General features: G+C 40.6%; 27 protein-coding genes. 15 read left to right on the top strand and 12 right to left on the bottom strand.

Annotated features, from left to right (window positions below; all coding sequences use genetic code 11):
* Positions 1 to 770: 770 nt before the first annotated feature.
* Positions 771 to 923, bottom strand: coding sequence for a hypothetical protein (locus V6C71_05150; protein ID HEY9767883.1), 153 nt, complete (start codon positions 921 to 923; stop codon positions 771 to 773).
* 202 nt (positions 924 to 1,125) lie between these two features.
* Here V6C71_05150 and V6C71_05145 point away from each other — a divergent pair, with 202 nt between their 5' ends.
* A complete protein-coding gene (locus V6C71_05145) occupies positions 1,126 to 2,580 on the top strand; it encodes an ammonium transporter (protein HEY9767882.1) in 1,455 nt (484 codons plus the stop codon).
* Between the two features lie 436 nt (positions 2,581 to 3,016).
* Here V6C71_05145 and V6C71_05140 read toward each other — a convergent pair whose 3' ends face one another.
* Entirely contained in the window at positions 3,017 to 3,535 is a 519-nt protein-coding gene (locus V6C71_05140; GenBank protein HEY9767881.1) for a hypothetical protein, read from the bottom strand.
* Positions 3,536 to 3,649: 114 nt separating this feature from the next.
* Entirely contained in the window at positions 3,650 to 3,853 is a 204-nt protein-coding gene (locus V6C71_05135) for a hypothetical protein (GenBank protein HEY9767880.1), read from the bottom strand.
* A 241-nt stretch (positions 3,854 to 4,094) separates the two neighbouring features.
* Here V6C71_05135 and V6C71_05130 point away from each other — a divergent pair, with 241 nt between their 5' ends.
* Entirely contained in the window at positions 4,095 to 4,871 is a 777-nt protein-coding gene (locus V6C71_05130) for an ADP-ribosylglycohydrolase family protein (GenBank protein HEY9767879.1), read from the top strand.
* 461 nt (positions 4,872 to 5,332) lie between these two features.
* On the opposite strand, the gene V6C71_05125 is transcribed toward V6C71_05130, so the two are convergent.
* Positions 5,333 to 5,461: a hypothetical protein gene (locus tag V6C71_05125; GenBank protein HEY9767878.1), complete on the bottom strand. Its 129-nt coding sequence runs from the start codon at positions 5,459 to 5,461 to the stop codon at positions 5,333 to 5,335.
* Positions 5,462 to 5,810: 349 nt separating this feature from the next.
* Between V6C71_05125 and ltrA the strand changes: the two genes are divergently transcribed.
* From ltrA to V6C71_05110, 3 genes are all read left to right on the top strand, one after another.
* Positions 5,811 to 7,622, top strand: coding sequence for a group II intron reverse transcriptase/maturase (gene ltrA, locus V6C71_05120; GenBank protein HEY9767877.1), 1,812 nt, complete (start codon positions 5,811 to 5,813; stop codon positions 7,620 to 7,622).
* A 153-nt stretch (positions 7,623 to 7,775) separates the two neighbouring features.
* Complete coding sequence (locus V6C71_05115; protein ID HEY9767876.1) at positions 7,776 to 7,985, top strand: hypothetical protein; 210 nt, start codon at positions 7,776 to 7,778, stop codon at positions 7,983 to 7,985.
* 296 nt (positions 7,986 to 8,281) lie between these two features.
* Positions 8,282 to 8,503 carry a hypothetical protein gene (locus V6C71_05110; protein HEY9767875.1) on the top strand — a complete coding sequence of 74 codons (222 nt, stop codon included), beginning with the start codon at positions 8,282 to 8,284 and terminating at the stop codon, positions 8,501 to 8,503.
* A 241-nt stretch (positions 8,504 to 8,744) separates the two neighbouring features.
* Here V6C71_05110 and V6C71_05105 read toward each other — a convergent pair whose 3' ends face one another.
* Together V6C71_05105 and V6C71_05100 are read right to left on the bottom strand one after the other, a co-directional pair.
* On the bottom strand, positions 8,745 to 9,197 hold the full coding sequence (locus V6C71_05105; protein ID HEY9767874.1) for a nitrate reductase associated protein: 453 nt from the start codon (positions 9,195 to 9,197) through the stop codon (positions 8,745 to 8,747).
* Between the two features lie 47 nt (positions 9,198 to 9,244).
* Positions 9,245 to 11,389 (bottom strand): molybdopterin-dependent oxidoreductase, encoded by a 2,145-nt coding sequence (locus V6C71_05100; GenBank protein HEY9767873.1) that lies wholly within the window; start codon positions 11,387 to 11,389, stop codon positions 9,245 to 9,247.
* Positions 11,390 to 11,704: 315 nt separating this feature from the next.
* Here V6C71_05100 and V6C71_05095 point away from each other — a divergent pair, with 315 nt between their 5' ends.
* The gene (locus tag V6C71_05095) at positions 11,705 to 12,304 is read left to right on the top strand and encodes a GIY-YIG nuclease family protein (protein ID HEY9767872.1); all 600 of its coding nucleotides are present in this window, start codon (positions 11,705 to 11,707) and stop codon (positions 12,302 to 12,304) included.
* The gene (locus tag V6C71_05090) at positions 12,301 to 12,546 is read left to right on the top strand and encodes a hypothetical protein (protein ID HEY9767871.1); all 246 of its coding nucleotides are present in this window, start codon (positions 12,301 to 12,303) and stop codon (positions 12,544 to 12,546) included. The genes V6C71_05095 and V6C71_05090 overlap by 4 nt, the downstream gene beginning before the upstream one ends.
* Before the next feature lie 112 nt (positions 12,547 to 12,658).
* Here V6C71_05090 and V6C71_05085 read toward each other — a convergent pair whose 3' ends face one another.
* On the bottom strand, positions 12,659 to 12,859 hold the full coding sequence (locus V6C71_05085) for a hypothetical protein (GenBank protein ID HEY9767870.1): 201 nt from the start codon (positions 12,857 to 12,859) through the stop codon (positions 12,659 to 12,661).
* Positions 12,860 to 13,709: 850 nt separating this feature from the next.
* On the opposite strand from V6C71_05085, the gene V6C71_05080 reads away from it, so the two are divergent.
* The 3 genes from V6C71_05080 to V6C71_05070 all read left to right on the top strand — a co-directional run bounded on the left by V6C71_05080 (position 13,710) and on the right by V6C71_05070 (position 16,483).
* A complete protein-coding gene (locus V6C71_05080) occupies positions 13,710 to 15,449 on the top strand; it encodes a reverse transcriptase domain-containing protein (protein HEY9767869.1) in 1,740 nt (579 codons plus the stop codon).
* Entirely contained in the window at positions 15,424 to 15,681 is a 258-nt protein-coding gene (locus V6C71_05075) for a hypothetical protein (GenBank protein ID HEY9767868.1), read from the top strand. The genes V6C71_05080 and V6C71_05075 overlap by 26 nt, the downstream gene beginning before the upstream one ends.
* Positions 15,682 to 15,841: 160 nt before the next feature.
* Complete coding sequence (locus tag V6C71_05070; GenBank protein ID HEY9767867.1) at positions 15,842 to 16,483, top strand: hypothetical protein; 642 nt, start codon at positions 15,842 to 15,844, stop codon at positions 16,481 to 16,483.
* Positions 16,484 to 16,755: 272 nt separating this feature from the next.
* On the opposite strand, the gene V6C71_05065 is transcribed toward V6C71_05070, so the two are convergent.
* The gene (locus V6C71_05065) at positions 16,756 to 17,058 is read right to left on the bottom strand and encodes a DUF6714 family protein (protein HEY9767866.1); all 303 of its coding nucleotides are present in this window, start codon (positions 17,056 to 17,058) and stop codon (positions 16,756 to 16,758) included.
* An 803-nt stretch (positions 17,059 to 17,861) separates the two neighbouring features.
* On the opposite strand from V6C71_05065, the gene V6C71_05060 reads away from it, so the two are divergent.
* Together V6C71_05060 and V6C71_05055 are read left to right on the top strand one after the other, a co-directional pair.
* On the top strand, positions 17,862 to 18,659 hold the full coding sequence (locus V6C71_05060; protein HEY9767865.1) for an SDR family NAD(P)-dependent oxidoreductase: 798 nt from the start codon (positions 17,862 to 17,864) through the stop codon (positions 18,657 to 18,659).
* An 18-nt stretch (positions 18,660 to 18,677) separates the two neighbouring features.
* The gene (locus V6C71_05055) at positions 18,678 to 18,860 is read left to right on the top strand and encodes a hypothetical protein (GenBank protein HEY9767864.1); all 183 of its coding nucleotides are present in this window, start codon (positions 18,678 to 18,680) and stop codon (positions 18,858 to 18,860) included.
* Between the two features lie 355 nt (positions 18,861 to 19,215).
* Here the strand turns inward: V6C71_05055 and V6C71_05050 are convergent, their stop codons facing one another.
* Positions 19,216 to 19,680: a hypothetical protein gene (locus V6C71_05050; protein ID HEY9767863.1), complete on the bottom strand. Its 465-nt coding sequence runs from the start codon at positions 19,678 to 19,680 to the stop codon at positions 19,216 to 19,218.
* Between the two features lie 385 nt (positions 19,681 to 20,065).
* Between V6C71_05050 and V6C71_05045 the strand changes: the two genes are divergently transcribed.
* Positions 20,066 to 20,419 (top strand): hypothetical protein, encoded by a 354-nt coding sequence (locus V6C71_05045; protein ID HEY9767862.1) that lies wholly within the window; start codon positions 20,066 to 20,068, stop codon positions 20,417 to 20,419.
* Between the two features lie 442 nt (positions 20,420 to 20,861).
* Here the strand turns inward: V6C71_05045 and V6C71_05040 are convergent, their stop codons facing one another.
* Both V6C71_05040 and V6C71_05035 read right to left on the bottom strand, forming a co-directional pair.
* Positions 20,862 to 21,266 (bottom strand): transposase, encoded by a 405-nt coding sequence (locus V6C71_05040; protein ID HEY9767861.1) that lies wholly within the window; start codon positions 21,264 to 21,266, stop codon positions 20,862 to 20,864.
* A gap of 16 nt (positions 21,267 to 21,282) precedes the next feature.
* Positions 21,283 to 21,633 (bottom strand): winged helix-turn-helix domain-containing protein, encoded by a 351-nt coding sequence (locus tag V6C71_05035; protein HEY9767860.1) that lies wholly within the window; start codon positions 21,631 to 21,633, stop codon positions 21,283 to 21,285.
* A gap of 345 nt (positions 21,634 to 21,978) precedes the next feature.
* On the opposite strand from V6C71_05035, the gene V6C71_05030 reads away from it, so the two are divergent.
* Entirely contained in the window at positions 21,979 to 22,458 is a 480-nt protein-coding gene (locus V6C71_05030; protein HEY9767859.1) for a hypothetical protein, read from the top strand.
* A 33-nt stretch (positions 22,459 to 22,491) separates the two neighbouring features.
* Positions 22,492 to 22,629 (top strand): hypothetical protein, encoded by a 138-nt coding sequence (locus V6C71_05025; GenBank protein ID HEY9767858.1) that lies wholly within the window; start codon positions 22,492 to 22,494, stop codon positions 22,627 to 22,629.
* Between the two features lie 118 nt (positions 22,630 to 22,747).
* Here the strand turns inward: V6C71_05025 and V6C71_05020 are convergent.
* A partial coding sequence (locus V6C71_05020) for a hypothetical protein (GenBank protein ID HEY9767857.1) occupies positions 22,748 to 22,972 on the bottom strand: 225 nt, incomplete at its 5' end.

Genomic DNA, 22,972 nt, shown 5'->3' with positions numbered 1-22,972 from the left:
AAATCAGTACATTCCTTATAGCTACGGCTACTAAGATTCCCACCACCATCATCGTTTTCTAGACTCTCAACAATCGAGTCCTGGTTTATTTAGCCAGGGCTGATTCTTTTTGTCAGCCTTTGAGTTAAATGTTCAGGCGATCGCTACACCGAATCATCAATAAAATCGCATTCGGGACAATCAAAGTGAACTATTTGGTTTTCTCGATTAAACCTATGTCTGCATTGAGGACAAACAAAGCGTAAAGAAAGGATGACTATTTAATATTTCTGTCTGTTCTGACTGGCTGTAACGAGAAGCTCTGTTAGAAATAAGTTCATCTACCATACCAGCGCAGGTGCTGTCGCACCAAGACGCGACTAGCGTCGCTTGCGCGAAGCGCTGCTCCTTGGGGACTCCATTGTTCTTTTATCTCTGCATTGGAATCTAATCTAAAATCTAAACATTTATCAGTCTCTACACCCGAAGGATGAACCGCACAAACTAAGTAAGGATTGTGGCCGTAGAGGAGACAGCGATGCCTACGGACCGCGCTTCGCGTCCTAAAGGATTAGAAGTTCGCGTCTACACGAAGTTAGTCCGTGCATGATAAGCTTCGCCCTAAAGGATATGCCCTAAAGGACTAGCTTCGCGTCGCGGAGCGGTATGCTTTAGCACTAGCTTCGCGTCGCAAATCATGCACGGGCAATCGCAGTCGGGAATTTTAGGCATAGCAAAAATTATTAATAACCAATAACTGTCTTAATGTTATCTACCCCTACGTTTAGGGCTTAGTCTGCTGATTCGTACATTTCTTGAGGCTGAAAGATCGAGTAATCCCAAAACAAAATTTCGTACTGATAGTAGTCGCCAACATAGTAAACCACCAATACAGCTTGACTCAGTTTTCTGACTGGCAGCGTAGTTATAGTAAAGGGGTGCATTGCGAGGAATAAGCGAGTTAGTAGCAATTTTGACTTTTTATTTGAGCAATTATTGTCAAAATTAGATCGGAAAGTTAATAGCTTTTAAAGACAATGCGATCGCTTTTTACCTAAATATTTTTTTATACTTAGCAATAGCTAAATAATAGTGAAACCTAAAATCTCTTCGAGTTTTAAAAGAGCAACAAAAAGCAAAAATAGAGTGTGGCAACGCTTGCTGGCACTGGCAATCGGCTCAATGTTTCTTAGTGCGATTGCTCCGACAATTGTTCAGGCAGCAGAGCCACCCACCCTTGAATCATTAGCGAATACTACCTCTCAGCTTCAGGTTTCGATCGATACTACTTGGGTTCTACTAGCAGGCTTTTTGATCTTCTTCATGCAAACTGGCTTTGCCATGTTAGAGGCAGGCTTTATCCGCCAGCGAGGCGTAGTTAACGCCTTGACGGAGAACTTTATAGACGCTGGACTCACCGCTTTAGCGTTTTGGACAGTCGGCTTTGCTATTGCTTTTGGCAGCAGTGCTGGTGGAATTATTGGCACAAGCCACTTCTTCCTGAGCGACGCACTTACTTTGAGCGGAACTAGCATCAGCTACGCTACCGGAGCTGATGGCTCTGACACAAGTCTCAATACCTATACTCTGTTTTTCTTCCAGTTTGCCTTTGCTGCCACCGCCAGCACTATTGCCACAGGCGCACTAGCTGAACGGACAGACTTTGTTGGCGACCTGATTTACAGCGTCATTGTCGGCGCGATCGGCTATCCAATTATCGTCCACTGGGTATGGAATAGCGGTGGCTGGCTCTCTAGTCTAGGCTACCACGACTTCGCTGGCAGTTCTGTTGTTCACCTTGTCGGCGGTACATATGCTTTGATTGGCGCTTATTTGCTTGGTCCGCGTCCTAATCGTTCTGCCTGGGGACAGACTCCGCCACCACATAATCTAGGGTTGGCAACTTTGGGTACGTTAATTTTGTGGTTCGGCTGGTATGGTTTTAACCCCGGCTCGTCTCTAGGTATGGATGATCCTGGTCTAGTTGGCCTAGTAACGGTTAACACAACTTTGTCATCGGCTGCGGGGGCAGTGGCGGCGCTATTGCTCCAGTATTTTCGCTCGCGTAAATGGGAACTGTCTTACTGTCTCAACGGTGCGCTAGGAGGACTGGTTGGGATTACGGCTGGCTGTGCATACGTTTTGCCCTGGGCTTCGGTCTTGATTGGCTTAACGGCAGGAGTGCTAGTCATCATCTCGATGAACATTATAGAGGCAGCTAGAATTGACGACGCAGTGGGGGCATTCTCTGTCCACGGTGTCTGCGGTATGATGGGTACTTTAGCAGTCGGCTTTCTAGCTCAGCGGCAATTAACCTCAAATCAAACAGCAGGGCTGTTGGTAGGTGGCGGCTTTAAGCTACTTTGGGTACAGTTTCTCGGTGTTGTTTCAATTGCGGTTTTTACTGTCGCCTTTGCCTTTCTCATGTTCGGCGCGCTCAAGGCGGTAGGTCGCCTGCGCGTCCATCCCGATGCTGATGAAATTGGCATCGATGCCTACGAACACGGTGCCTCTATCTGGCCCGATATCTACTCGATTGAAAAACAGCTTGGCGACAAACAAGAGGATCGCGATCGCAGGGCAAAAATTGCGAACGAATGATTAGAGTAAGCGAATTCGAGTCGTACTGAGATTGATGTTGCTGAATAAGCAGCGGATTTGTAAAACCACAGCGTAACCTGAAAAATCTTTTAATGCTTCCGGCGCGATCGGCTCTTAGCACGGTATAGCTCAATTGTTAAAACTATTATTAACCAATTCAAGAAGCTCTCTCAGATTAAACACTCGCCCATAAGTTTTGGCGTAAATATTTGGTGTGACTTGATTGCATACTGCTATCAACCGAAGAAACCTTTCGATTTAGAAAAAGATTTGGCACAATATGCCTAACCTGAACTCAGGTTAAGTTAGCTTTTTACCAGAAAGGTTTAGGGGCGATGAAACATACACAGACCTTAGTTTAGCTTTGTTGTTTCCCCCTCAGGTGAATTACTATGTTTTTCCATGCCTCGATTACAATATCCCTCAGATACACGAACTAGGCAAAAACAAAATTGCTGGCTTCAACCTGTTCTACATTAAGTAAGATTGCCAGATCTTGACCTAGAGTACTGACTGTAGTGTTGCCATCCTCAATACGGAAATGGAGATCTTCATAAGTTACCCCTAAACCTCCAACTCGGATTACATCTACTTGGGCTTCAAAGTCGGTAATCGTATTGACTTTATGAGGGAATTCTGCTGTAGCAATCCAGAAGCTGTCTTGACCCTCACCGCCAATGGCGCGATCGCTCCGCTCCGACAAGAGAATATGATCTCCGCTACCGCCATCAAGTCGACTACCGCCAGAGATACTCCCAGTAGTGTCAATTAAATCATCTCCACCAGCAAATACTAAGTCTTTATTACCATCAAAGTCTGGCAATATTCGTGCTATTAGTTCATCATCGCCCTTTTCGCCGACAACCAAAACCTCGGTCGAATACTCAAATTCTTCTCCTGGTAATGCTGGAGTATTAGCAGGCGGAACCCGTACTTGAGTTTCTTGTCCTATCACTTTTTGTGTTGAGTTCTTCTCTCATTCTATTTACAACTGTAGAGCGTCAGATGTATAACAAGAAAACGTAAGCTAAATAGGCTGCATTTTTACAGATGATTTTCTATTTAGATGTCAGCCATCTTTCTTTGCCATAGACAAACTGAGAAGTTTCCCCAAAATCTTGACCCGTTTCCAAAGGTGCATTCCTAAAGCAAGCTGCTCTAATTCCCAGGCTTTTAGAGCCTCTGATACATTATGTTCGGAATCAACTAAAGCTTCGGCAAGAGCGATAAGCCTATATGCGAAGCGGTATCCTTTAGGACGGCATGGCGACACGAAGTTAGTCCGTGCATGATAAGCTTCGCAAATGCTAAAGCATACCGCTCCGCGACGCGAAGCTAGTCCTTTAGGGCATATCCTTTAGGGCTTCGCTACGCACTGGACGTTTGAAGCTGGAGAGGGAATTAATTTTGCGCTGGCAGTCACCGTTTAACAAACAGAACTGGAGCAAATATGGTAAACCGTTTGACAAAATTTAGATAAATACTAAAGATAATGTTTGGTTGAGGAAATAAGCATGATAGGAGCGCTCGCTGGAGATATTATTGGCTCAATATATGAGGGGAACAACATCACGACCAAAGAATTTCCGCTATTTAGCCCTGGCTGTCGTTTTACTGACGATACGGTACTGACTATTGCAGTTGCGGATGTCCTGCTCGACGGTGGCAGCTATACCGAACGATTTAAAGATTATTGTCGTCGTTATCCCAATGCTGGCTACGGAATGAACTTTCGCAATTGGGCATTATCCAATCGAACCGAACCTTATAATAGTTGGGGCAATGGTAGTGCCATGCGAATTAGTCCGATAGGATTTGCTTTGAAAGATTTAGACTCGGCACTACAAGAAGCAAAACGCAGTGCTGAAGTTACCCACAACCATCCAGAAGGAATTAAAGGCGCACAAGCAACGGCAGCAGCAATTTTCCTAGCACGTACTGAAAAAGATAAAAAGCTAATTAAGTCTTACATTGAAACCACTTTCGGCTACGACTTAAACTTTTCTCTCGACCAAATCAGACCGAACTATCAATTTTTAGTTTCCTCTCAGCGTTCTGTTCCCGAAGCAATCGTTGCTTTTTTAGAATCTACAGGCTTTGAGGATGCTATTCGCAACGCGATCTCAATCGGGGGTGACAGTGATACTATTGCTTGTATTGCTGGCGGTATTGCCCAGGCTTTTTACGGAGGAGTACCTGAAGCGATCGCCCAACGAGCCTTAAATATCCTCGATGAACCGCTACGCCAAGTTACAGAAACATTTATGAACGAATACCTTAACGGAATATAATAGCTACAATATTAATCATGGAGTGCGACCCGTTTAGTGCAAAAGTACTACTTTTAGTACATAAGCACTAGCATGGTGTGACTAAATGTTAAGTTTCTAATAATTCCTAACAGGTCAATATTAACCATGACAACTAAATATTCCGTATAGGTGAAATGTCCCTCTGCGAGGTCGCTAAATATTAATAAAAGCGTAATACATCAAGTCCTATCTCTCAGGTGTTGGAGATGAAAGCGTAGCCCCTACTGTAGCGAATGGTCATCAATCGGTAAAGCGGGGTTAAACGGGGTAATTACTAGTAGTCTGAACCGGTAATCCTAAGTGCAAGAATTCTATGGATAGAGCGTACGCTCGAAGTATCACAACCACCGTTACAACAAAACGGCTAAATCAGTACTGACAAGCCGTAGCCAAAAAGGTGATATCGCAAAAATGTTAATCATAATTTCCATGATTATGATTCAATACCAACCGCGATCGGTGGGTAGATAAAAGTCATAAGCATCGTTAATCCTAAACAGCCAAATCAGTTCTGATAGGCACGCGACGCGGTAGCGTCGCCAGTCGTCGTTAGACGACGATCTGGGCATTCGCCCTGTGCTAAAAAGCAAACCTAAGCATTGTTTCCTTTGTATGCAATTGACAAAGGACGATACCAACAAGTAGGCGGTGTACAGACACATCCTAAAGAAACATACCAACGGAATATTTGGAACGGGAAAACCCTCCTATGACACTCAGTAATGGTCGAAATTACCGAGAAGTCAACCAAGATTTAACCTCTCCTAACTTTAGGAGGTTATAGGGGGAGTAGGATTCAGCAAAAAGCTAATGCCCTAACTCGAAAACGAGTAATGCTGGCGACAGATGGTGTAATGCCAGGGATATGCCCACGTGCTGACTGTAATTAGGAAGGTAAAAGAACAAGTAGGAGTATATATGGCTAAGACAGATTCAAAATTGAATACTGTGGCATCGAACGCGATAGATTGGCGTAAAGTTGAGCTATCAGTTTATAAGCTCCAGAAGCGAATTTACCAAGCCAGCAAAACTGACAATGTACGAAAGCTACGTAGATTACAAAAAACCCTCTTAAATTCATACAACGCCAAATTGGTAGCGGTCAGAAGGGTAAGCCAAGATAATAAGGGCAAAAAAACGGCTGGAGTAGATGGCATTAAGTCACTCACTCCCAAACAAAGATATGTCTTAGTTGAAAACCTGAAGCTAGAAGGAAAATCCAAATCTGTTCGCAGAGTATGGATACCAAAAGCAGATGGAAAAAGACGACCTCTTGGCATACCTACGATGAAAGACAGAGCATTACAAGCGTTAGTAAAAGCAGCATTAGAACCAGAATGGGAAGCCCGTTTTGAATCTAACTCATACGGTTTTAGACCAGGAAGGAGCTGCCATGACGCAATAGCCAGCATATTAAATCAAATTAGATACCAATCTAAATTTGTACTAGATGCCGACATTAGTAAATGCTTCGACCGCATAAACCCCGTCAAACTTCTTGAGAAGATTAATACCTTCCCCAAAGCAAGGAAACAAATTAGAGCATGGCTTAAAGCAGGAGTTCTCGATGAAGGGAAGACTATATTTCCCACAGAAGGGAGTCCACAAGGTGGAGTTATAAGCCCACTACTAGCCAATATCGCTCTACACGGAATGGAAAATGTGGTAAAAGAATACGCTGCCACCTGGAAAGGTGAAAAAAGGAGGAATATAAAATCCATATCCCTTATAAGGTATGCAGATGACTTCTTAATACTACATAAAGACCTGAACGTAATAAAAACTTGTAAAGGAATCATAGAAGAATGGCTAAAAAACATCGGATTAGAACTCAACCAAGAAAAAACCAAAATATCACACACTCTTTCAGAACATGAAGGAAGCAAACCAGGGTTTAATTTCTTAGGATTCAATATCCGACAATACCCTTTGGGAAAATACCAATCAGGGAAAAATCGTCACGGCAAAATCCTGGGATTCAAAACGATTATTAAACCATCAAAAGAAAAAGTTAATGAACATTACCGTAAATTATCTGAAATAGTAGACCAACATAAAGCTGCTCAACAGCAAGTGATGATAGCTAAACTAGCTCCCATCATCAGAGGATGGTGTAACTACTACAGAGCGGTATGCAGCAAAGAGACTTATAAGAGTCTCAGTCACCTGTTGGTCAAAAAACTACTAAGATGGGGATTTCGTAGACATTCCAATAAAGGCAAGAAATGGACTGTTAAGAAATACTGGATGACTTTAGGAAAGGATAAATGGGTATTTGGGTGTAAAAAAGAAGAAAGATTATTTACTCTTCCAAAACACACAGATACAAATATTTTCCGACACACAAAAGTCAAAGGTGAATCTAGTCCGTATGACGGCAACTCAATCTACTGGGGGGAAAGAATGGGTAAACACCCAGAACTCAGACCCGCGATAGCTAGATTGCTGAAAAAACAAAAAGGAAGATGTAATCAGTGTGGACTTACTTTCAAATCTGAAGATAACATCGAAATCGACCATAAACTTGCCCTCAAAGCTGGAGGCAAGAACATAACCGAAAATCTTCAGGCATTACATATACACTGTCACGATGCCAAGACCAAAGAAGATTTAAAAGCAATAAGACGCTATAAAAATCGCCAAGGTTGGGAAACGTTCTATAAATTAATTCAGGGAGCATTTTACGATGGGAACTGGATTTGGAACGAAGACTTACCCACTATGGTCTGAAGGTACACATAACAAGTGCCTAATTAGAGAGGAGCCGTGTGACGGGAAACTGTCATGCACGGTTTTGAAGACGAGTCGCCTTGGTGACAAGGTGGCTTAGTTTAACAAACATATATTCTCGTTCTCCAAACCGAAACTAGTCAAACTTCGTCTTTGCGTTATACTCAGGAACTTCAACAATACGTAGAAGCAAACGCCACTCAGTTTGATAGCAATACCTGGGATAATATAAACCATTGGCGTGCGGGAATTTTTTCTCAAGGAACGATTACAAATGAAGATTTGTCGGAAATAATTGAATATATTGGAGCAGAAAAGTTACCGGAATTGATCGATTTAGCTAGTTCTAAGATTGCATCATAATAGCTAAAGACAAATATTCAATCTTTGTCATGTGTAGGATAGGTTCGAGTATTTTCGTGTTCGATATTTTAAAAATGGCTCCGAAGCGATGCTTTCAGCTAGCTTCCCTAAAGGACTCGCTTCGCACATTGTACCCTTGTGGTATCGCGCAATCGCACGAGTCGATTAAAGCTGAAGCGAGAGTTAATTACTACGTTGGCAGTCACCATTTAACAAAGAGAATTGGCGACGATGGGGACAGCCGTTTGGTCAGATTTAATATAAGAACAGGTATCATTGGAAGGAAAATTAGGAAAATGAATTTGCAAAAAGTTTTGCCTCCTGCTTGGTTTCTACTATCAATGATCTTGATGGTAGGATTGCATTTCTGGCTACCAGTTAAACAGCTATTTTTTCCGCCAATTACTTATTTAGGCATAGGGGAGATCGCGCTTGGAATAATGATGTTTTTGTTTTGTGTCTATTTATTTCGTCAAAACAATACGCTATTAAACTTTTTCAAGAATCGAGTTATTTAATTAGAGAAGGAATCTTCAACTATAGTATAAATCCGATTTATTTGGGTATGATAGATAACTGTTTTGATTGGCTTATGGCTCTTTTTGGGAAGTCTAACCCCCGTATTCATTATTCCTGTTTTTAGTTGGCTAATTCAAAAAATGTTTGTCAAAGAAGAAGAACAAATACTTGAAGCTAAAGCAAGACTTGCGCTTGCCGAATCGTAATTATTTTTTACGACACTTAGATCCATCCCATAAGCTAAATCAAGTGAAACTCTTCAAGGGCAGGAACAAAATTTCGATTCTCATGACTAGATCGGCTAAGTTTAATCAAGGCAAATCTTTGGATTCGTGTAAGCTTTGTCCATCGCTTTACAGTAAGAGGAAATCCTGCCTCTCTTGATTTCTCGCTTACTGAATCGGGAATTTTGAAATCATTTTCCCAGTCAGGAGCGGACTCGACAGTTAAATCAGTCGCCATTTCACCAGTTGTCTTTTTTACAAGCTCTTGCAGGGTTTTTCGATAGGTCTGCACTTGTTCGGAAGTTTGACAAGGCAAGCTTAAAAGCTTTTGGCGATCGCCACTAGAAAATTGACTCCATTGAGGCAACTTCAATTTTATGCCGCAGAGGTCGAGTTTATATCGTACTTGCATCGGAATACATCTTAAAGAACTAGCAAAGTCCATCTCGAATTGAAAAAAATCGCTCATACTTACTTATTGATTTGAACTACGTATTAAAGAAACCGCTTTATAAGTTACTCACCTAAAGGCTCAACTTCTACCAGAGAATCACCAACTGCTGCGGTGCGTCCGAGGTCTGTAAAGGTTGCCGAAGTCGCTGCATTAACCGTATTGTTTGCATGGCTGATTTTTCGCCAATACCCTAGTGGTGCAACCACAACCCCCACACGAGTCATATTATCGAGCATCGCTGGCACTTGAAAAGACCCTCTATCGTTATATATCTTAACCATTTGTCCTTCAACAATACCGCGCTCGATCGCATCATCAGGATGAATGATAACCTTTGGTTCGCCCTGAAGCTTCGCGTGTTTGGGCAGATTAGCAAAACAAGAGTTGATGAACTGGTGTGGCTTGGCCGACATCAAGCTGAGAGGATAGCGACTAGATAATTTAGGGTTGCTTTGCGAAGATTCCCTCTGTGGAGTGTAAATTGGTAGAGGATCGACAGGCAAGCCTGGTTCGTACTCTTCAAATCCTTGACGAAAAGCAGGTAACACAAAATTACTATCTACTTTCATGCTAGACAGGAATTCACATTTACCTGAAGGAGTGGGAAAGTTACCTTCAGCGTGAGGAACTGCTTCAATTTTTAATTTAGCAAAGCCCTTTGATTTCAAGACCTCCAGATTAATGCCTTCCATGACGGGGGATGACCAGTCAAGTACCTCCATAACTAACTGCTCATCACTGAGCTTGAAACACTCATCTTCAAAGCCCATACGCTCGGCTAAACGTCGAAACAGTTCTGTATTTGGTATGGTTTCTGCTATTGGTTGAATAGCTGCACTGTTTAGTGTTACATAAGTATGTCCCCAGGAGAACATTAAATCTAGATTTTCCACTTGGGTAGTAGCTGGCAGGACGATATCGGCGTAATCTGCTGTATCTGTAAAGAACTGCTCGCTTACTACAGTAAATAAATCCTGGCGAGCAAGTCCTTTGACAATTTTGTCTTGTTCGGCAGCTTGAGTTACGGGATTACAGTTATAGACAAACAGGGCTTTGACTGGTGGATTGAGAGGAACTTCTTCTGTCAAAATACGACCTAGTTGCCACTGATTGAGAACTCGCGTTCCTGGTTTAATAAAATGAGGGCGGTGAACCACGTCCCAACGAATGGGAAATGGCCACATGGGTGCTTGCAGCATTCCACCCCCCAAGTGCCGCCAAGAACCTACTAAGGCTGGCAAACAACTAATCGCACGAATTCCTTGACCTCCTCCAGCCTGTTTTTCTAAAGCAACACCAATTCGCACTACAGAAGGTTGAGTTGTAGCAAATTCCCTGGCAAGAGTAACAATGTCTTCAACAGCAATTCCCGTAATACTAGCGACTTTTTCTGGAGGGTAATCTTGTACTCGCTGCTTCAGTTCGGCAAAACCAGTAGTGTACTTCTCGATGTAATCATCATCCGTCAACTTTTCGTTAATGATTACATACATCATCCCCAGTGCTAAAGCTCCATCTGTTCCTGGCAGGATAGGAAGATGCCAATCGGATTGCTTGGCTGTTCGAGTTTGTACTGGATCGATAGAAACCAGCTTAGCACCATTTTTTCGCGCTTCTTGAATAAACGGCCAAAGATGAACGTTCGTGCTGAGAGCATTACATCCCCAAAGAACGATATATTTGGAGTGGCGAAATGTGTCTGGGTCAGTCCCATGAGTTGGTCCGTAGGTCATTAAGTAGGCAGTGCTAGTACAGGAAATGCACATAGTACGCTCGGTAACGGTTGCTCCGAGACGATTAAAAAAGGCATCTCCAACAGTCAGCCCATTCAGTAAGCCTTCATGCCCCAAGTAGCTACAGGGCATGATTGCTTCTGCCCCGTACTCGGCAATTGTTTGCTCGAAGCGACTGGTTATCTCATCTAAAGCCTCATCCCAACTGATGCGTTCAAATTCGCCACTACCTTTTGCTCCAACTCGACGCATCGGATACAGCACCCGCTTTTTACTATAGACGCGATCGAGATAGTCGCTTACCTTGCCGCACAAAGTCCCTCGCGTAAATGGATGATCCGGGTTTCCTTCTACTTTTATAGCTCGACCATCTTTTACGGTTACTAGCATCGAACAAGTATCTGGACAATCGTGAGGACACGCACCATAAACTACTTTTGGTTGCTTGCTGACTATACCGACCATAATAAACATCTTTTAAGTTTTATTGCCAAATTTTACAATCACCAATATGTAGTTAAAAAGTAAAATTAAGTTGGCTTAAGAATATAAGTAAATTTTTTTGCGCCTTTGCTACAAATAAGCTCAAGCTATTTAACACTTAAAACAAATAAGACGAATTTTACTAATAATGCGATCAATCATAAGTATCGCTAAGTTAAAAATTTGCTAATTAGAATACCGTTCAATTTGTATATTAAAGTCTCATAACAATTAACTTCTCAAACAGCTATGCGAGAATAGGGCAATACTGACTACAGCATCATTACCGTTCCCTTTGAACTGGAAATGAAGAAGCTATTCAATTGGACACCAGAAGGCTATTACTTTACTAAATTAGGTAAGATTCCCGTTGCTGAACTATCTCTGTCAAAGTTTAATGCCGTACAAAAACCATTGATCTTATCGGAACTCGATAGATTATCTAATTCAGTCGAGATGGCTAAAGCGTTTGGGGGTGAGTTATTGTCAGAAAAACTAACCGATTTAAAGATTTACAGGCTGCAACTACAGCGCATTCTCAGATTTACTCTCTATTTTCTTCAGATTCGAGCAAATAATAAAACTCTACATAAGATTGGTGTTACAAGTAGACAAATGTGCGATCGCATAAGAGAAATAAAAAGAGGCTTACAGCAGCACTATTGGGAGATAGATATCAATGTACTGGGTACATGGCAGCATCGAGGCAACGTAGAACTATATTTCAAACACCGCTACAAAGAGTTTAATTATCGCATTGGCAAGCTAACTGAATACTATAAGTTTAAAGATGTCGAATTAGTTTTAACCGACCTAAATTCTATGCAACCAAAGGTTTTGTCAGGAGAAGAATTATCGATCTACAAAGAAGAATACAGTTTGACTCCGACTGCTATACAACTATGACGACTGAAGAAGAAATTGAATGGTTTCGGAATCATTTTTTATCTTGGGCAGAGTGTAATTTAAGAGATTATCCCTGGCCCACAAAGGCTTTAGCTATATCTACTTTGGACCCTTACTCTATACTTATTGCTGAATTTCTATTACAGAGAACCGATGCCGATACGGTCGCACCTATTTATAAAAACTTTTTGATTAACTATCCGACTCTAGAAGCAAAGCGCGATCGCTCCTTACTAAAATGAGCAATTGAAATTTATAGCTAAAATATCGCCTGATTCTCGCTCTCGTTGAAAAGCTTATAATCTCAATGACGGGACTGAAACGACGAGCCAGCAATAGCCGTCAAGCGAGTATTTAATTGGTTGCATCTTCGATCGCGTCTTTTGCATCATCTCCTGCATCTTCGATTGCGTCTTTTGCATCATCTCCTGCATCTTCGATTGCGTCTTTTGCATTTTCACTATTGTCAGGGGTTTGAGTAGACTCTCCTTGGCAAGCTCCAAACAGGAGAGATAAACCTAAGATTAAAGGCAAAGTTACTTTTTTAAAGTTCATAATCGTTTAATAATTTTAGTTTAGTAATTAATCGTTCTTAAGATTGTAAGTCACTGTTTGAAGGTTTTGCGTCTGTCAAAAAATATTTACTACATCAGTTAAACAGTTTTAGTATTTCCAGATTTAATTTTTCTAAGTATTTAGAGATTGCCTAATACTATATAATTATTTTCAGAGATCGTAACCTACCCAAATGCCTGTAAATCCTAATCTCTACGTGCGGTTCGTTAGTGTCACCAAGCCCAATGGCTGAAGTACACTGCACGCAAAAACTTTTGCGTTAACAGGGAAGCTAGTTATAGCGAAACCGAGACAACTTGCTTACTTTGGTGGTGAGGAAAGTTTCCAAGCCCACCCCTCTAGAAATAAGAGTGAAAGCATCATATCCAATATTAAAGACTGATAACCTTTAATGTTGAAGCGGTATGAAAACCACCCAAGCTAGTAGCCAAAACTGGTACAAGTGGGAGCAACTGAATATGGACAGCGAAAGCGAATTCTTGTCAATTCTTGGTCATGGATGACCTGGGAAATGGCTTATACCCAGGGAGCGAAATATGCTCAAGGTGGACATAGTTGAGGATACTGGGAAGTAGAGTTCAGTATATATTTCACTCACGCGCCCCCGAAGAAGAGAGGAGTCCTCAACTCAGAAAACGATGGTAAGTAGGAACGAGTCAAGGAGTGGGAAGGTTGTTTAAGTTTTTCTTAGAGTAGTTATCCGCCAAGAAACCACCCAGTCTAGGGATTGTGAAATAAGCAAAAGCCTGTCTGTAATGGGCATGGATATGCTGAAAGTCACACTGCTGTATGGGATGTTCGTTTTCTTAGTAGAGTTAATAAATCCAATATGGAGATTACATCAAAGTCGCAATGGAATAACTCGAATCAAATCGATTGGATTAAAATCGATTCCAGTATATTTAAGCTTCAAAAGAGAATTTACAGAGCATCTTTAGCCGAGAACTACAAGTTAGTTCACAAACTTCAGAAGTTAATGGTCAAATCCTGGTACGGCAAACTACTAGCTGTAAGGAAAGTAACTCAAGAAAACAAAGGTAAGAAAACTGCTGGGGTAGATGGTGTGAAATCCGTTTCTCCAACTTCAAGATTAAAACTTGCCTTGAACCTTGAAATTGATGGTACTGCAAATCCAACCAGAAGGGTATGGATTCCCAAACCTGGAAAGAAAGAAATGCGACCATTAGGCATACCGACCATGCTAGATAGAGCCAAGCAATGCCTGTTAAAACTGGCAATTGAACCAGAATGGGAGGCACTTTTTGAACCAAACTCGTTCGGCTTCAGACCAGGTAGGTCGTGTCATGACGCAATCAAAGCTATTTATGACGGTATTAAGATCAAGCCTAAATTTGTTCTAGATGCAGATATATCCAGTTGCTTTGACAAAATCAAACATGGCACTCTTCTAGATAAACTCAACACTCTACCAAAGTTTAGAAGTCAAATTGAATCCTGGTTAAAATCAGGAGTAATTGATTTTAGTAAATGGACACAGAGGAAAGGGTACAACCAAACGCAAGCTGGTACTCCCCAGGGTGGGGTGATAAGCCCTTTATTGGCAAATATCGCTCTACATGGCCTAGAAAACCAGCTAAAAGAACTGGTAATGGAAATCTCTAAAAGATTTCCCAATGGAGCTGTAATGGCAAAGAAATATCGCGCAAGAGCGTTATCTGTCATACGTTACGCCGATGATTTTGTAGTCATTCACGACGAAATTGAAGTTGTTCTAAAGTGTAAGGAAGTAATAGAAGAATGGCTTCAAAGCCTAAACCTAGAATTAAAATCAAGCAAAACTAGAATTGCCCATACCCTAGATGTATACAAAGATGAAAAACCTGGATTTGATTTCTTAGGATTTCATATTCAGCATCACAAACTAGGTAAACATCACACAGGAAAAAACACAAAGGGCGAAAGGCTTGAATTTAAGACTATTATTGAACCCCAAAAAGACAAAATTAAACTGCATTATAGAAAACTAGACGAATGTATCAACAAAATGAGTTCACACAAACAATCAGAACTCATTGGGAAACTGATTCCTATGATTAGAGGATGGTGTAACTACCAAAGTCCTTGGAATTCATCGAATGCATTCCTCAAGTTAACTAATCTGATGTGGAACAGGTTGTGGAGATGGGGCAAACGTCGTCATCCAAACAAAGGTAGAAAATGGATTGCCAGAAAATACTGGGATTTAAAGAATAGAGGATGGAGATTTACTTATAGATCGAAAGACTATTCGTACTTTCTAGCAAAACATACCGATTTTAGGTGTGGAAAAAGATGGGTTAAAGTGCAAAACACCAGAAGCCCTTTTGATGGCGACGAAACTTATTGGAGTAAAAGGATGGGTGATAAATATCTAACATCCGACCCGCAAAAAGCAAGATTGCTTAAAAAGCAAAAGGGCAAATGTGGTTATTGTGGATTTAATTTCTATCCTGAAGATTTGACAGAGAAACACCATATCAAAGAAAAATCAAAGGGTGGCAACAATTCAGATAAGAACTTAGTTCTAATACATTTGCATTGTCATGATCAAGTACACGGCACAAGATGACGGTACAAGCAATAGTACTAGCCATACACTGAGGAGCGGTATGAAGGGAAACTTTCACGTACCGTTTTGGAGGGAAGTAGAGGAAGGTAACTTCTTCTACTCACCTAACCCTGATAATTGGAACAGCCTAGCATTGAAAGTTAAAGAAGCTGCCCAGTGGCAATGTAGCTGCTGTGCCAATAAATGCTACAAGCCAGGAGAAAAACCCCTAAGTTTAACTCGTTCTCAATGAACGGCAAATATTCTTCAGGTTCACCATAAAAATCATGACACGATGGATAATCGAGTATCTAATCTGCTGTCTGTCTGCGCTGCTTGCCATTTAGACTTACACAGGGGGCGTTACAGTCCAGTTAGTCCTGGGCAATTAAAATTGTTCTAGCAATAGCAATATGTGGAAATCCAAGCGAGAATTAATTGACTCCGAACGCATTCATAAAATCTCTATCTTTAGAGACGATAAGCAAATTACTTACTCGGAGGTTATTGAGTTATGGCAACACGACAATAGCTTCAGAACGTTTTTTATCTCCTTGTTAGCCGATGCGCCTATGTCAGCCTATTTCTGGGAAACACCATCAGTTAGCCAGTCTACTGTAGATCGAGAATTTGAGTTTGTCCTCGTAAATAGTCCCAAACTAGCCGATCTAGAGCCAGATCCTACTGACTTTGATAAGCATTTTGAATCGGCAACTGAATCCGTCGTAACCTTTCCCAATTTAGGAAACGATGCTCTATTAGTCGTCCCCTGTCCTATTGCTAATACAGTTGCCCGTACTCATCTTGCTTCATTTGTTAGATTCGCTCCTGAATTTCAACAGCATTTATTGTGGCAAACTGTTGGGCGTAGCGTAAGCCATGCCGTCCTAAAGGATACCGCTTCGCATATAGGCTTATCGCTGAAGCAGAGACTTAACGAGCGGGAACAGCCTATCTGGGTCAGTACATCGGGGTTGGGGGTTCACTGGCTTCATGTTAGATTGGATTCACGTCCTAAGTATTACTGTTTTGAACCATATAAAAACCAAGACTAAATCCCCCTTAGTAAAGCTTGAGCTATCTGTTGCCTTTCTTCTTTTTCCAGGAATTCTTGGATTTCACGAGGGTAATTCATTTCCCAACAGATGTAGCCCAATTTAACGTCTCGCGTCCAGTAGAAATTGAAGGTGGTATTTTAATCTCGATACAATGCCCCTGGCATCCAGTATTCTTCTATAACCTGCATGGCAAAATCTTGATAGACAGAACGCTCATCAAATGCCAGAAGGTCGAGAAATTGAATGATTACAGATATCTTGTTCTGCTGTCAGCACAGATAATCTGGGAGGTTCTCTGTCAGGGGGCGTAGAGAAAACAGTGTACCATCAACAGCCAGCGAAGATTCGGGGTCAGCTTCAGCCGTGGCATGACGGAGCGAATAGTCAATTAGAAAAGGAAGATAATAACGCCAAGATAGAGGATCTAAGTGAGGAAGAGCCAAATAGGCATACTTTTGGATGTAATCGTCATTCACTTCATCTAACCGCTCATCATAGGGAGGAGCTAAATCGTAGCTATCTACGGCATCTCCAGCGCGAAGGGTCATTGGTGGTATTTTAAATCGTGTCACAGTAAAAGAGTATAAGCTTGGTCGCTGACTTCTTGATTCATTGTTCGATTTGGTTGTTCTAACAAAGTTGATAGTCTTTGACTCTTCAATAACGCTTTCAAATAAGATTGTTACCAAACCTCATGTTTTTGTTAAATTAAAAGCGATCGCAAGTTGGGAATTATGTAGTTTTAAGTTTAATTTCTCTTAGAAAGGTAGAGGAAAATATAAACAGTTTCCTGGCAATTTTACTTGATAGAAATGTATATTGATATACCGAAAAATTGAATATGTTTAATTCGAACAAAATTAATTTATATTTTATAGATCGACTTCTTTATTTTTTCTCTCATAATTGATTTAAAATTAGCTAATTTTATCATAATTATTCATGAGATTAATTGCCCCATCTACAGAGCTAAAAGTATTTATACCAAAGATTAAAACTATCATCTAGTAGAATCATTTAACCCTAATTCAATCTGAGTTTTTTGTTGTCTTTTGTAACAATATTCAGGGATCGTTAATTTTTGCTAATTTTTTTTTACACTTCTGTTAGCGTGTAAACGAAATCAAAAAAAAGGTTGAATTATGACTTTATCTCCAAGTGCGATTTGTTTAATAGCTGTGATAACAATAGGTTATTTAGCAGCAGTAAGTATAGGTACATGGGCATAATAAGCCCATGAAAAAAAATAGTGTTGAGAGAGTTTTTTTCACTATTTTTTGATTGTCAGCACCAAATCAATTGGTAATTCTATCAACAATAAAATATTTCAGATATTTATTGACGTTGTAGAAAGTTTTTAGTGAGGGTTAAAACTATGGATATAAAAGGTAAAACAGCTTTAGTTACAGGTGCTTCTCGTGGAATTGGTAAAGCAATCTCAATTGAATTAGCCAGAGTAGGAATCAAGCATTTAATATTAGTAGCTAGAGATCGTCACCAACTAGCCGAGGTAGCCACAGAAATTGAAACAATAGGCGTTAAGGTTACTACTCTATCCTTAGATCTAACGCAATCCGCTTCGATTAATATTGCGATCGCCCAGGCTTGGAGTACCCATAGACCAATTCATTTACTGGTTAACTGTGCCGGAGTAGCGCACCAGTCAGCGTTTTTAGATAGCCAATCTCACCAATTTGAAGAAGAAATTTCTCTGAATTTATTGGGAATGATGAACATTACTCGCCTATTGGCTAAACGGATGGCAAGTCAAAAAGAAGGCACAATTGTCAATGTTTCTAGCTTAATGGGTAAGGTGGCAGCTCCGACTATGTCTACTTATTCGGCAACTAAATTTGCGATCGTCGGTTTTACTCAAGCTCTCAGGAGTGAATTGGCTGAACATAATATTGAAGTTATTGCTTTACTGCCGACGCTGACTGATACCGAGATGGCACGCAATCTTAAATTATTTCGTTGGGTGATGCCGATGACGACTGAAAGAGTTGCTCAGACTTTGATTTCAGGATTAGACAAAAACAGGAGTGAGATTTTAGTAGGATGGCAGAGTTATCTGGCAGTATGGTGTCAACGTCTTTTTCCTCAGTTTTTACAGAAGATTATGATCTTGTCTGCACCAACAAAATCTTCTCTAGCTCTAGCTCAACAAAAATAGGAAAATAGGGAGGTAAGAATGTCAGAACTGAAAAAACAAAAAGAGCGCATGGTTTCCATAGATTGGCTCAAAAATAATTATCAGCATCACCCCTGTATGCAAGGGATAAAAATCTTAAAAGAACAACTTAAACAAGAAAAACTGAATGATCAGATTTTTTATCAGTCCATCAAAAAGAAAATAGCTGCTCGCCAACAATAAGTCTGACGCTTAATGAAGGGGAATCGTTAAGCGTCATAAGATTCAATTTTTCTCATCGGGGGCGATCGCCCTAACTTAAAACTAACTAGAAACAGTATTAATAGCCTCTCTTCCCTCACGTTCTGCTGTTTCCCAGGTATAGAAAATATTATCGGGCTCATAGACAGTGCCGTAGTCATTGATGATGCTGTATTTGTAGCAGTCGTATCAAGTGTAATAGACAGCAAGGGTGTATTGATTGATAACGATTAGTTTGATGGCACTCATGACGCTTGGGATCGTCAGTTTACCTTTAATTTTAGTTCTATTGAAGAGATAAAGCGATCGCGAGGAATCGAATGCTGGTTTTACTCATTTAAATCTCTATTCTCAATAGCAAAGCTGATAAAGAAGCTTTTAAATTGACAAGTTTAATCCCTTCAAGATTTAGTAAGTTAAGAATTTTTGTATCATTAACTAACTGTTTGATAAACTCATCATCGTTTAGCTGACTTTTATCGGCATTGGTGCAATCTCGCAGTAGTTTTTGTACCTTTTTAAGCTCTTTTTCAGAATTAAGTTTTTTCAAAGTGTCTTTGACGGTTTTCTTGTCAATTCCAGAAGGAAAACTATCCATTGCCATAATTCGCTTCTGAATTTTACTGATTCGTTCAGAAGTCAAATTGATGTTTTCTAAAGTCTCTGGTTGTTCGAGTTCAGAACAACGTTGCTGCTTTAGCTTAACCAGTTGTTCGTACAAATCTTGAGTAATATCCAGAATGTTTTTCGCTGAAACTACCTCACCTGCTGCTGGAGTTTTGAAAGCTGAAGAAATTGCCATTCCATACCCATCATTTTCTTGAGTTAAATTATTCTAGTAAATAGTTTGTTTTTGTTCGGGAATTGGTTCTCCATTCACTCCAAAATATTCTAAGGTAAGTGCTACAAGATAATTGGGTTCTAATGGTTCATTATTGCGATGTCCGACAGCAATGGGATTGGCTTGGTAATCTTTTCTTAATCTCTCAACTAATTTCTTAATTCCTCACTATGTAAAATCTCATTTTGAGTATAGAACCCATTTGAGATCTTTTATGAAGATGGATTAAAGTGAGAAAGCTGACAGGGTGACAAGCAACTTAAAAGACTTACAGGATATTAATTAGAGCCAAAAAATGGTACAAAAAAAATGGACTTTATTTATCAATAAGCCCATTTAATTAAAAATGTTGCCTCAATTGTATCAAACCTGCCTTCAAAAATATCTTACTCCGTCTCAATTAGTTACTTTAGAAATGTTGGTTTGGCTGTTACAAGTTCACAAGCAAATCAAACTAGAAAGACTCGCAGCTAATTTACCTATTCCGATAATGTTTCGTGATTGTAAGAGTGGTGGTTATAATCTCGAAGGTTCATATGCTAGTTGTGAGCGCATAATAAATTTGGTCTTACTAATCGCGATCGCTTACACAATTTCTTTTTACAAGGAACAAAACTTAAGAAAACTAGACAACAACAATATATTAATCGTCTTCAAGAACAACATAAAAATTTTAAGCGGCATAGCGATTTTTGGGTGAGTTTATATGGTCAGGCGTGGCTTGTCAGTTGGCAATTTTGCTCTAATTTAGCTCTCAAGTTGATGCAGTTGCATCCCATAAACTGCCTTTTTTTGACCGAGGATTGAAAGCTATAAGCTTGATTCAGTCAGCTTTTTAGCTTCTCTGTCACCCCGTTAGGATAATTAGTTAAATTTTTAATTTCTTCCGTCATTTGACTCAAAACACAACAACGCTTTGATAGTCTTTTTTTCAGTTCATCAATACTTTCTATCTTCTCGTTGGCGATCGCTTCATCGACTAATGACCATAATCGCTCGGCAGGCTGTCTATCACGGATACACTCAATGCGATAAGTGCGACACGAAGTTAGTCCTAAAGGATAAGCTTCGCAAATGCTAAAGCATACCGCTCCGCATATCCTTTAGGGCAAGCCGCTTCGCGACGCGGACGCTTTAGCTAATCATGCACGAGCATACAATTCGGGAGAATAGGCAGGAAGAAACTCTGTTTCAATTCCTGACGGTAGATTAACCCTCTGACTTCGATGCCAACCTGCTCTATCGTGAATTAGGAGGATAATTTTATTTTGATTTGCATCTGCTTCGGTAGCAAAAGTTTTTAAAACTACATTCATCCATTGAGTATTAACTCTGGGAATTAAATACCATAGGGGTTTGCCAGTTTTTGGTTCGACGAAACCATAGACATATAACCATTCATACTGGTGTTGTACGATTGCTTGAGGTCTGCTACCAATAGGACTCCAAACTTTCTTGAAGATCGCTTTGAGTCCGATTCGATGCTCGTCAAAGAACCAGACTTCTATCGAGCAATTGGGGTGTTTCTTCTCTAATTGCTCCACCATAACGGGCAAATTTTGCTTAAATAAGTTTTGTTCTTAAATAATCTCCTTTGCTATGTTTCCGTCTTGGTCTGTGCCAAGAGTAGCTGAGCTTTTTTAGATAATTCCATCCCCGTTGATTCCAAATCCTTTTTTTTCTCTCTTTTTCAATCCAACGAGCCACTTTTACTCCTGTCCATATTCCTCCATCACTAGGTTTGGACTTTAGGGCTTGAGTTAGCTTTTGCAATTGCTGGGCAGATAATAAAGCTGCTTTTCCTCCAGTATGTGATTGCTCTGTTCTCTGTTTTACTTTTACTCCTGCAACTCCATACTGGTTGTAATTTCTAACAATTCTTTGAGCATAACCATAGCTGATTCCTACCGCCACAGCACTATTTTTAATTGTCCAACCTTGTCCTATTTTCTAGAGTAAATGCCATCTTCTTGACTCAATTAGATTTTGGCTTTTTTGATATCGCGACGCGACGCTATATGCGAAGCGGTATGCTAAAGCCCTAAAGGATTCCCTTCGGTCACACTAGCCCTAAAGGATTAGCGCCTGGAGGCGCGTCCTTCGCGTCGTCCTTTAGGAGTCCTTTAGGGCTTTTTAAGTTCAACAGTGCTTAAATGCGAAGCTAAATGCTTTTTTCGGCATTGATCATATAAGTGATTTTACTTGTTATTTTAAACTACTTTTACTAACGGCTATGGCATTGACGAACTAAAACAGCATTTGCTTGCCGAAAAATACACGCCAGAATGGGCGGCAAAGATTACTGACGTTCCAGCCATTAAGATCGTGCAGATTGCGCGGACTTACGCCCAGACTAAACCAGCGGCTATTTTTTGTAATGCAGGTATTTCCCATCAAATAGTAGCTTTTGACACCTATCGCGCTCTTGCCTTTTTAGCTGCCATTACGGGGAATATTGGCATTAATGGTGGTGGTTGCAATTTCATGCACAATACTTGGCCTGGCGGTTTAAATTTGCCCCCGCTCGAGGTAAATACTCCCAAAAAAGCTCCTGCTTTGCCCGTCGGTCCAGATTATTTTACCGAAGCTATCCTTACGGGTAAACCCTATCCACTTAAAGCTATCGTTACCCAGGGTAATCCCTTACTCGCCTCTGCCAATACCAAAAAGGTACGACAAGCGTATCGTCAGCTAGATTTTTATCTCTATACCGGACTGTTTATGGAAGAATCTGCATAATAAGCAGATCTCATTTTACCTGTCACCAGTGGCTTGGAATCTAAAATAAATACGGCGTACTACGAATCAACTAATAGTTTATTAAGCGATCGCTATTACGACAATCTTTCCGGACAACAAGCTTATAAATGCTTTGCCTGTCGAGTCTCTACAGTTGTAGATAAAAATTAAGGAGCTTGGCTTGAGCACGTCGGCGGTAATGATAGTAGCGAGCAGTAGCCTGATCGAATTAGTAAAATGAGTAGACTCAAGACAAAATCCCCTGGTTTTAAACATTCCCAACAAAGTTTCAATGCCCCCAAACCAATCTACGACTAAATAGAACTTGAGTTGGTCCTGGTTTCAAATTGCCGAAGATGACCGAAGCTCTAAGTTGTTTCTTGCCATCAAAGATCAGATCGCTGTGACGAATTCTTAATCGCCAAGAAATAGTCGGTTCAATTAAGAGGTAGGTTAACCATTGTTTACCGACAAACTCTCGTAGCGAAGCCCGTGCATGATATGCCAATCGCGG

The organism is Coleofasciculaceae cyanobacterium (assembly GCA_036703275.1).
In the GTDB taxonomy this organism is placed as follows: Bacteria; Cyanobacteriota; Cyanobacteriia; order Cyanobacteriales; family Xenococcaceae; genus Waterburya.
This window is presented reverse-complemented; position numbering and strand designations above follow the sequence as displayed.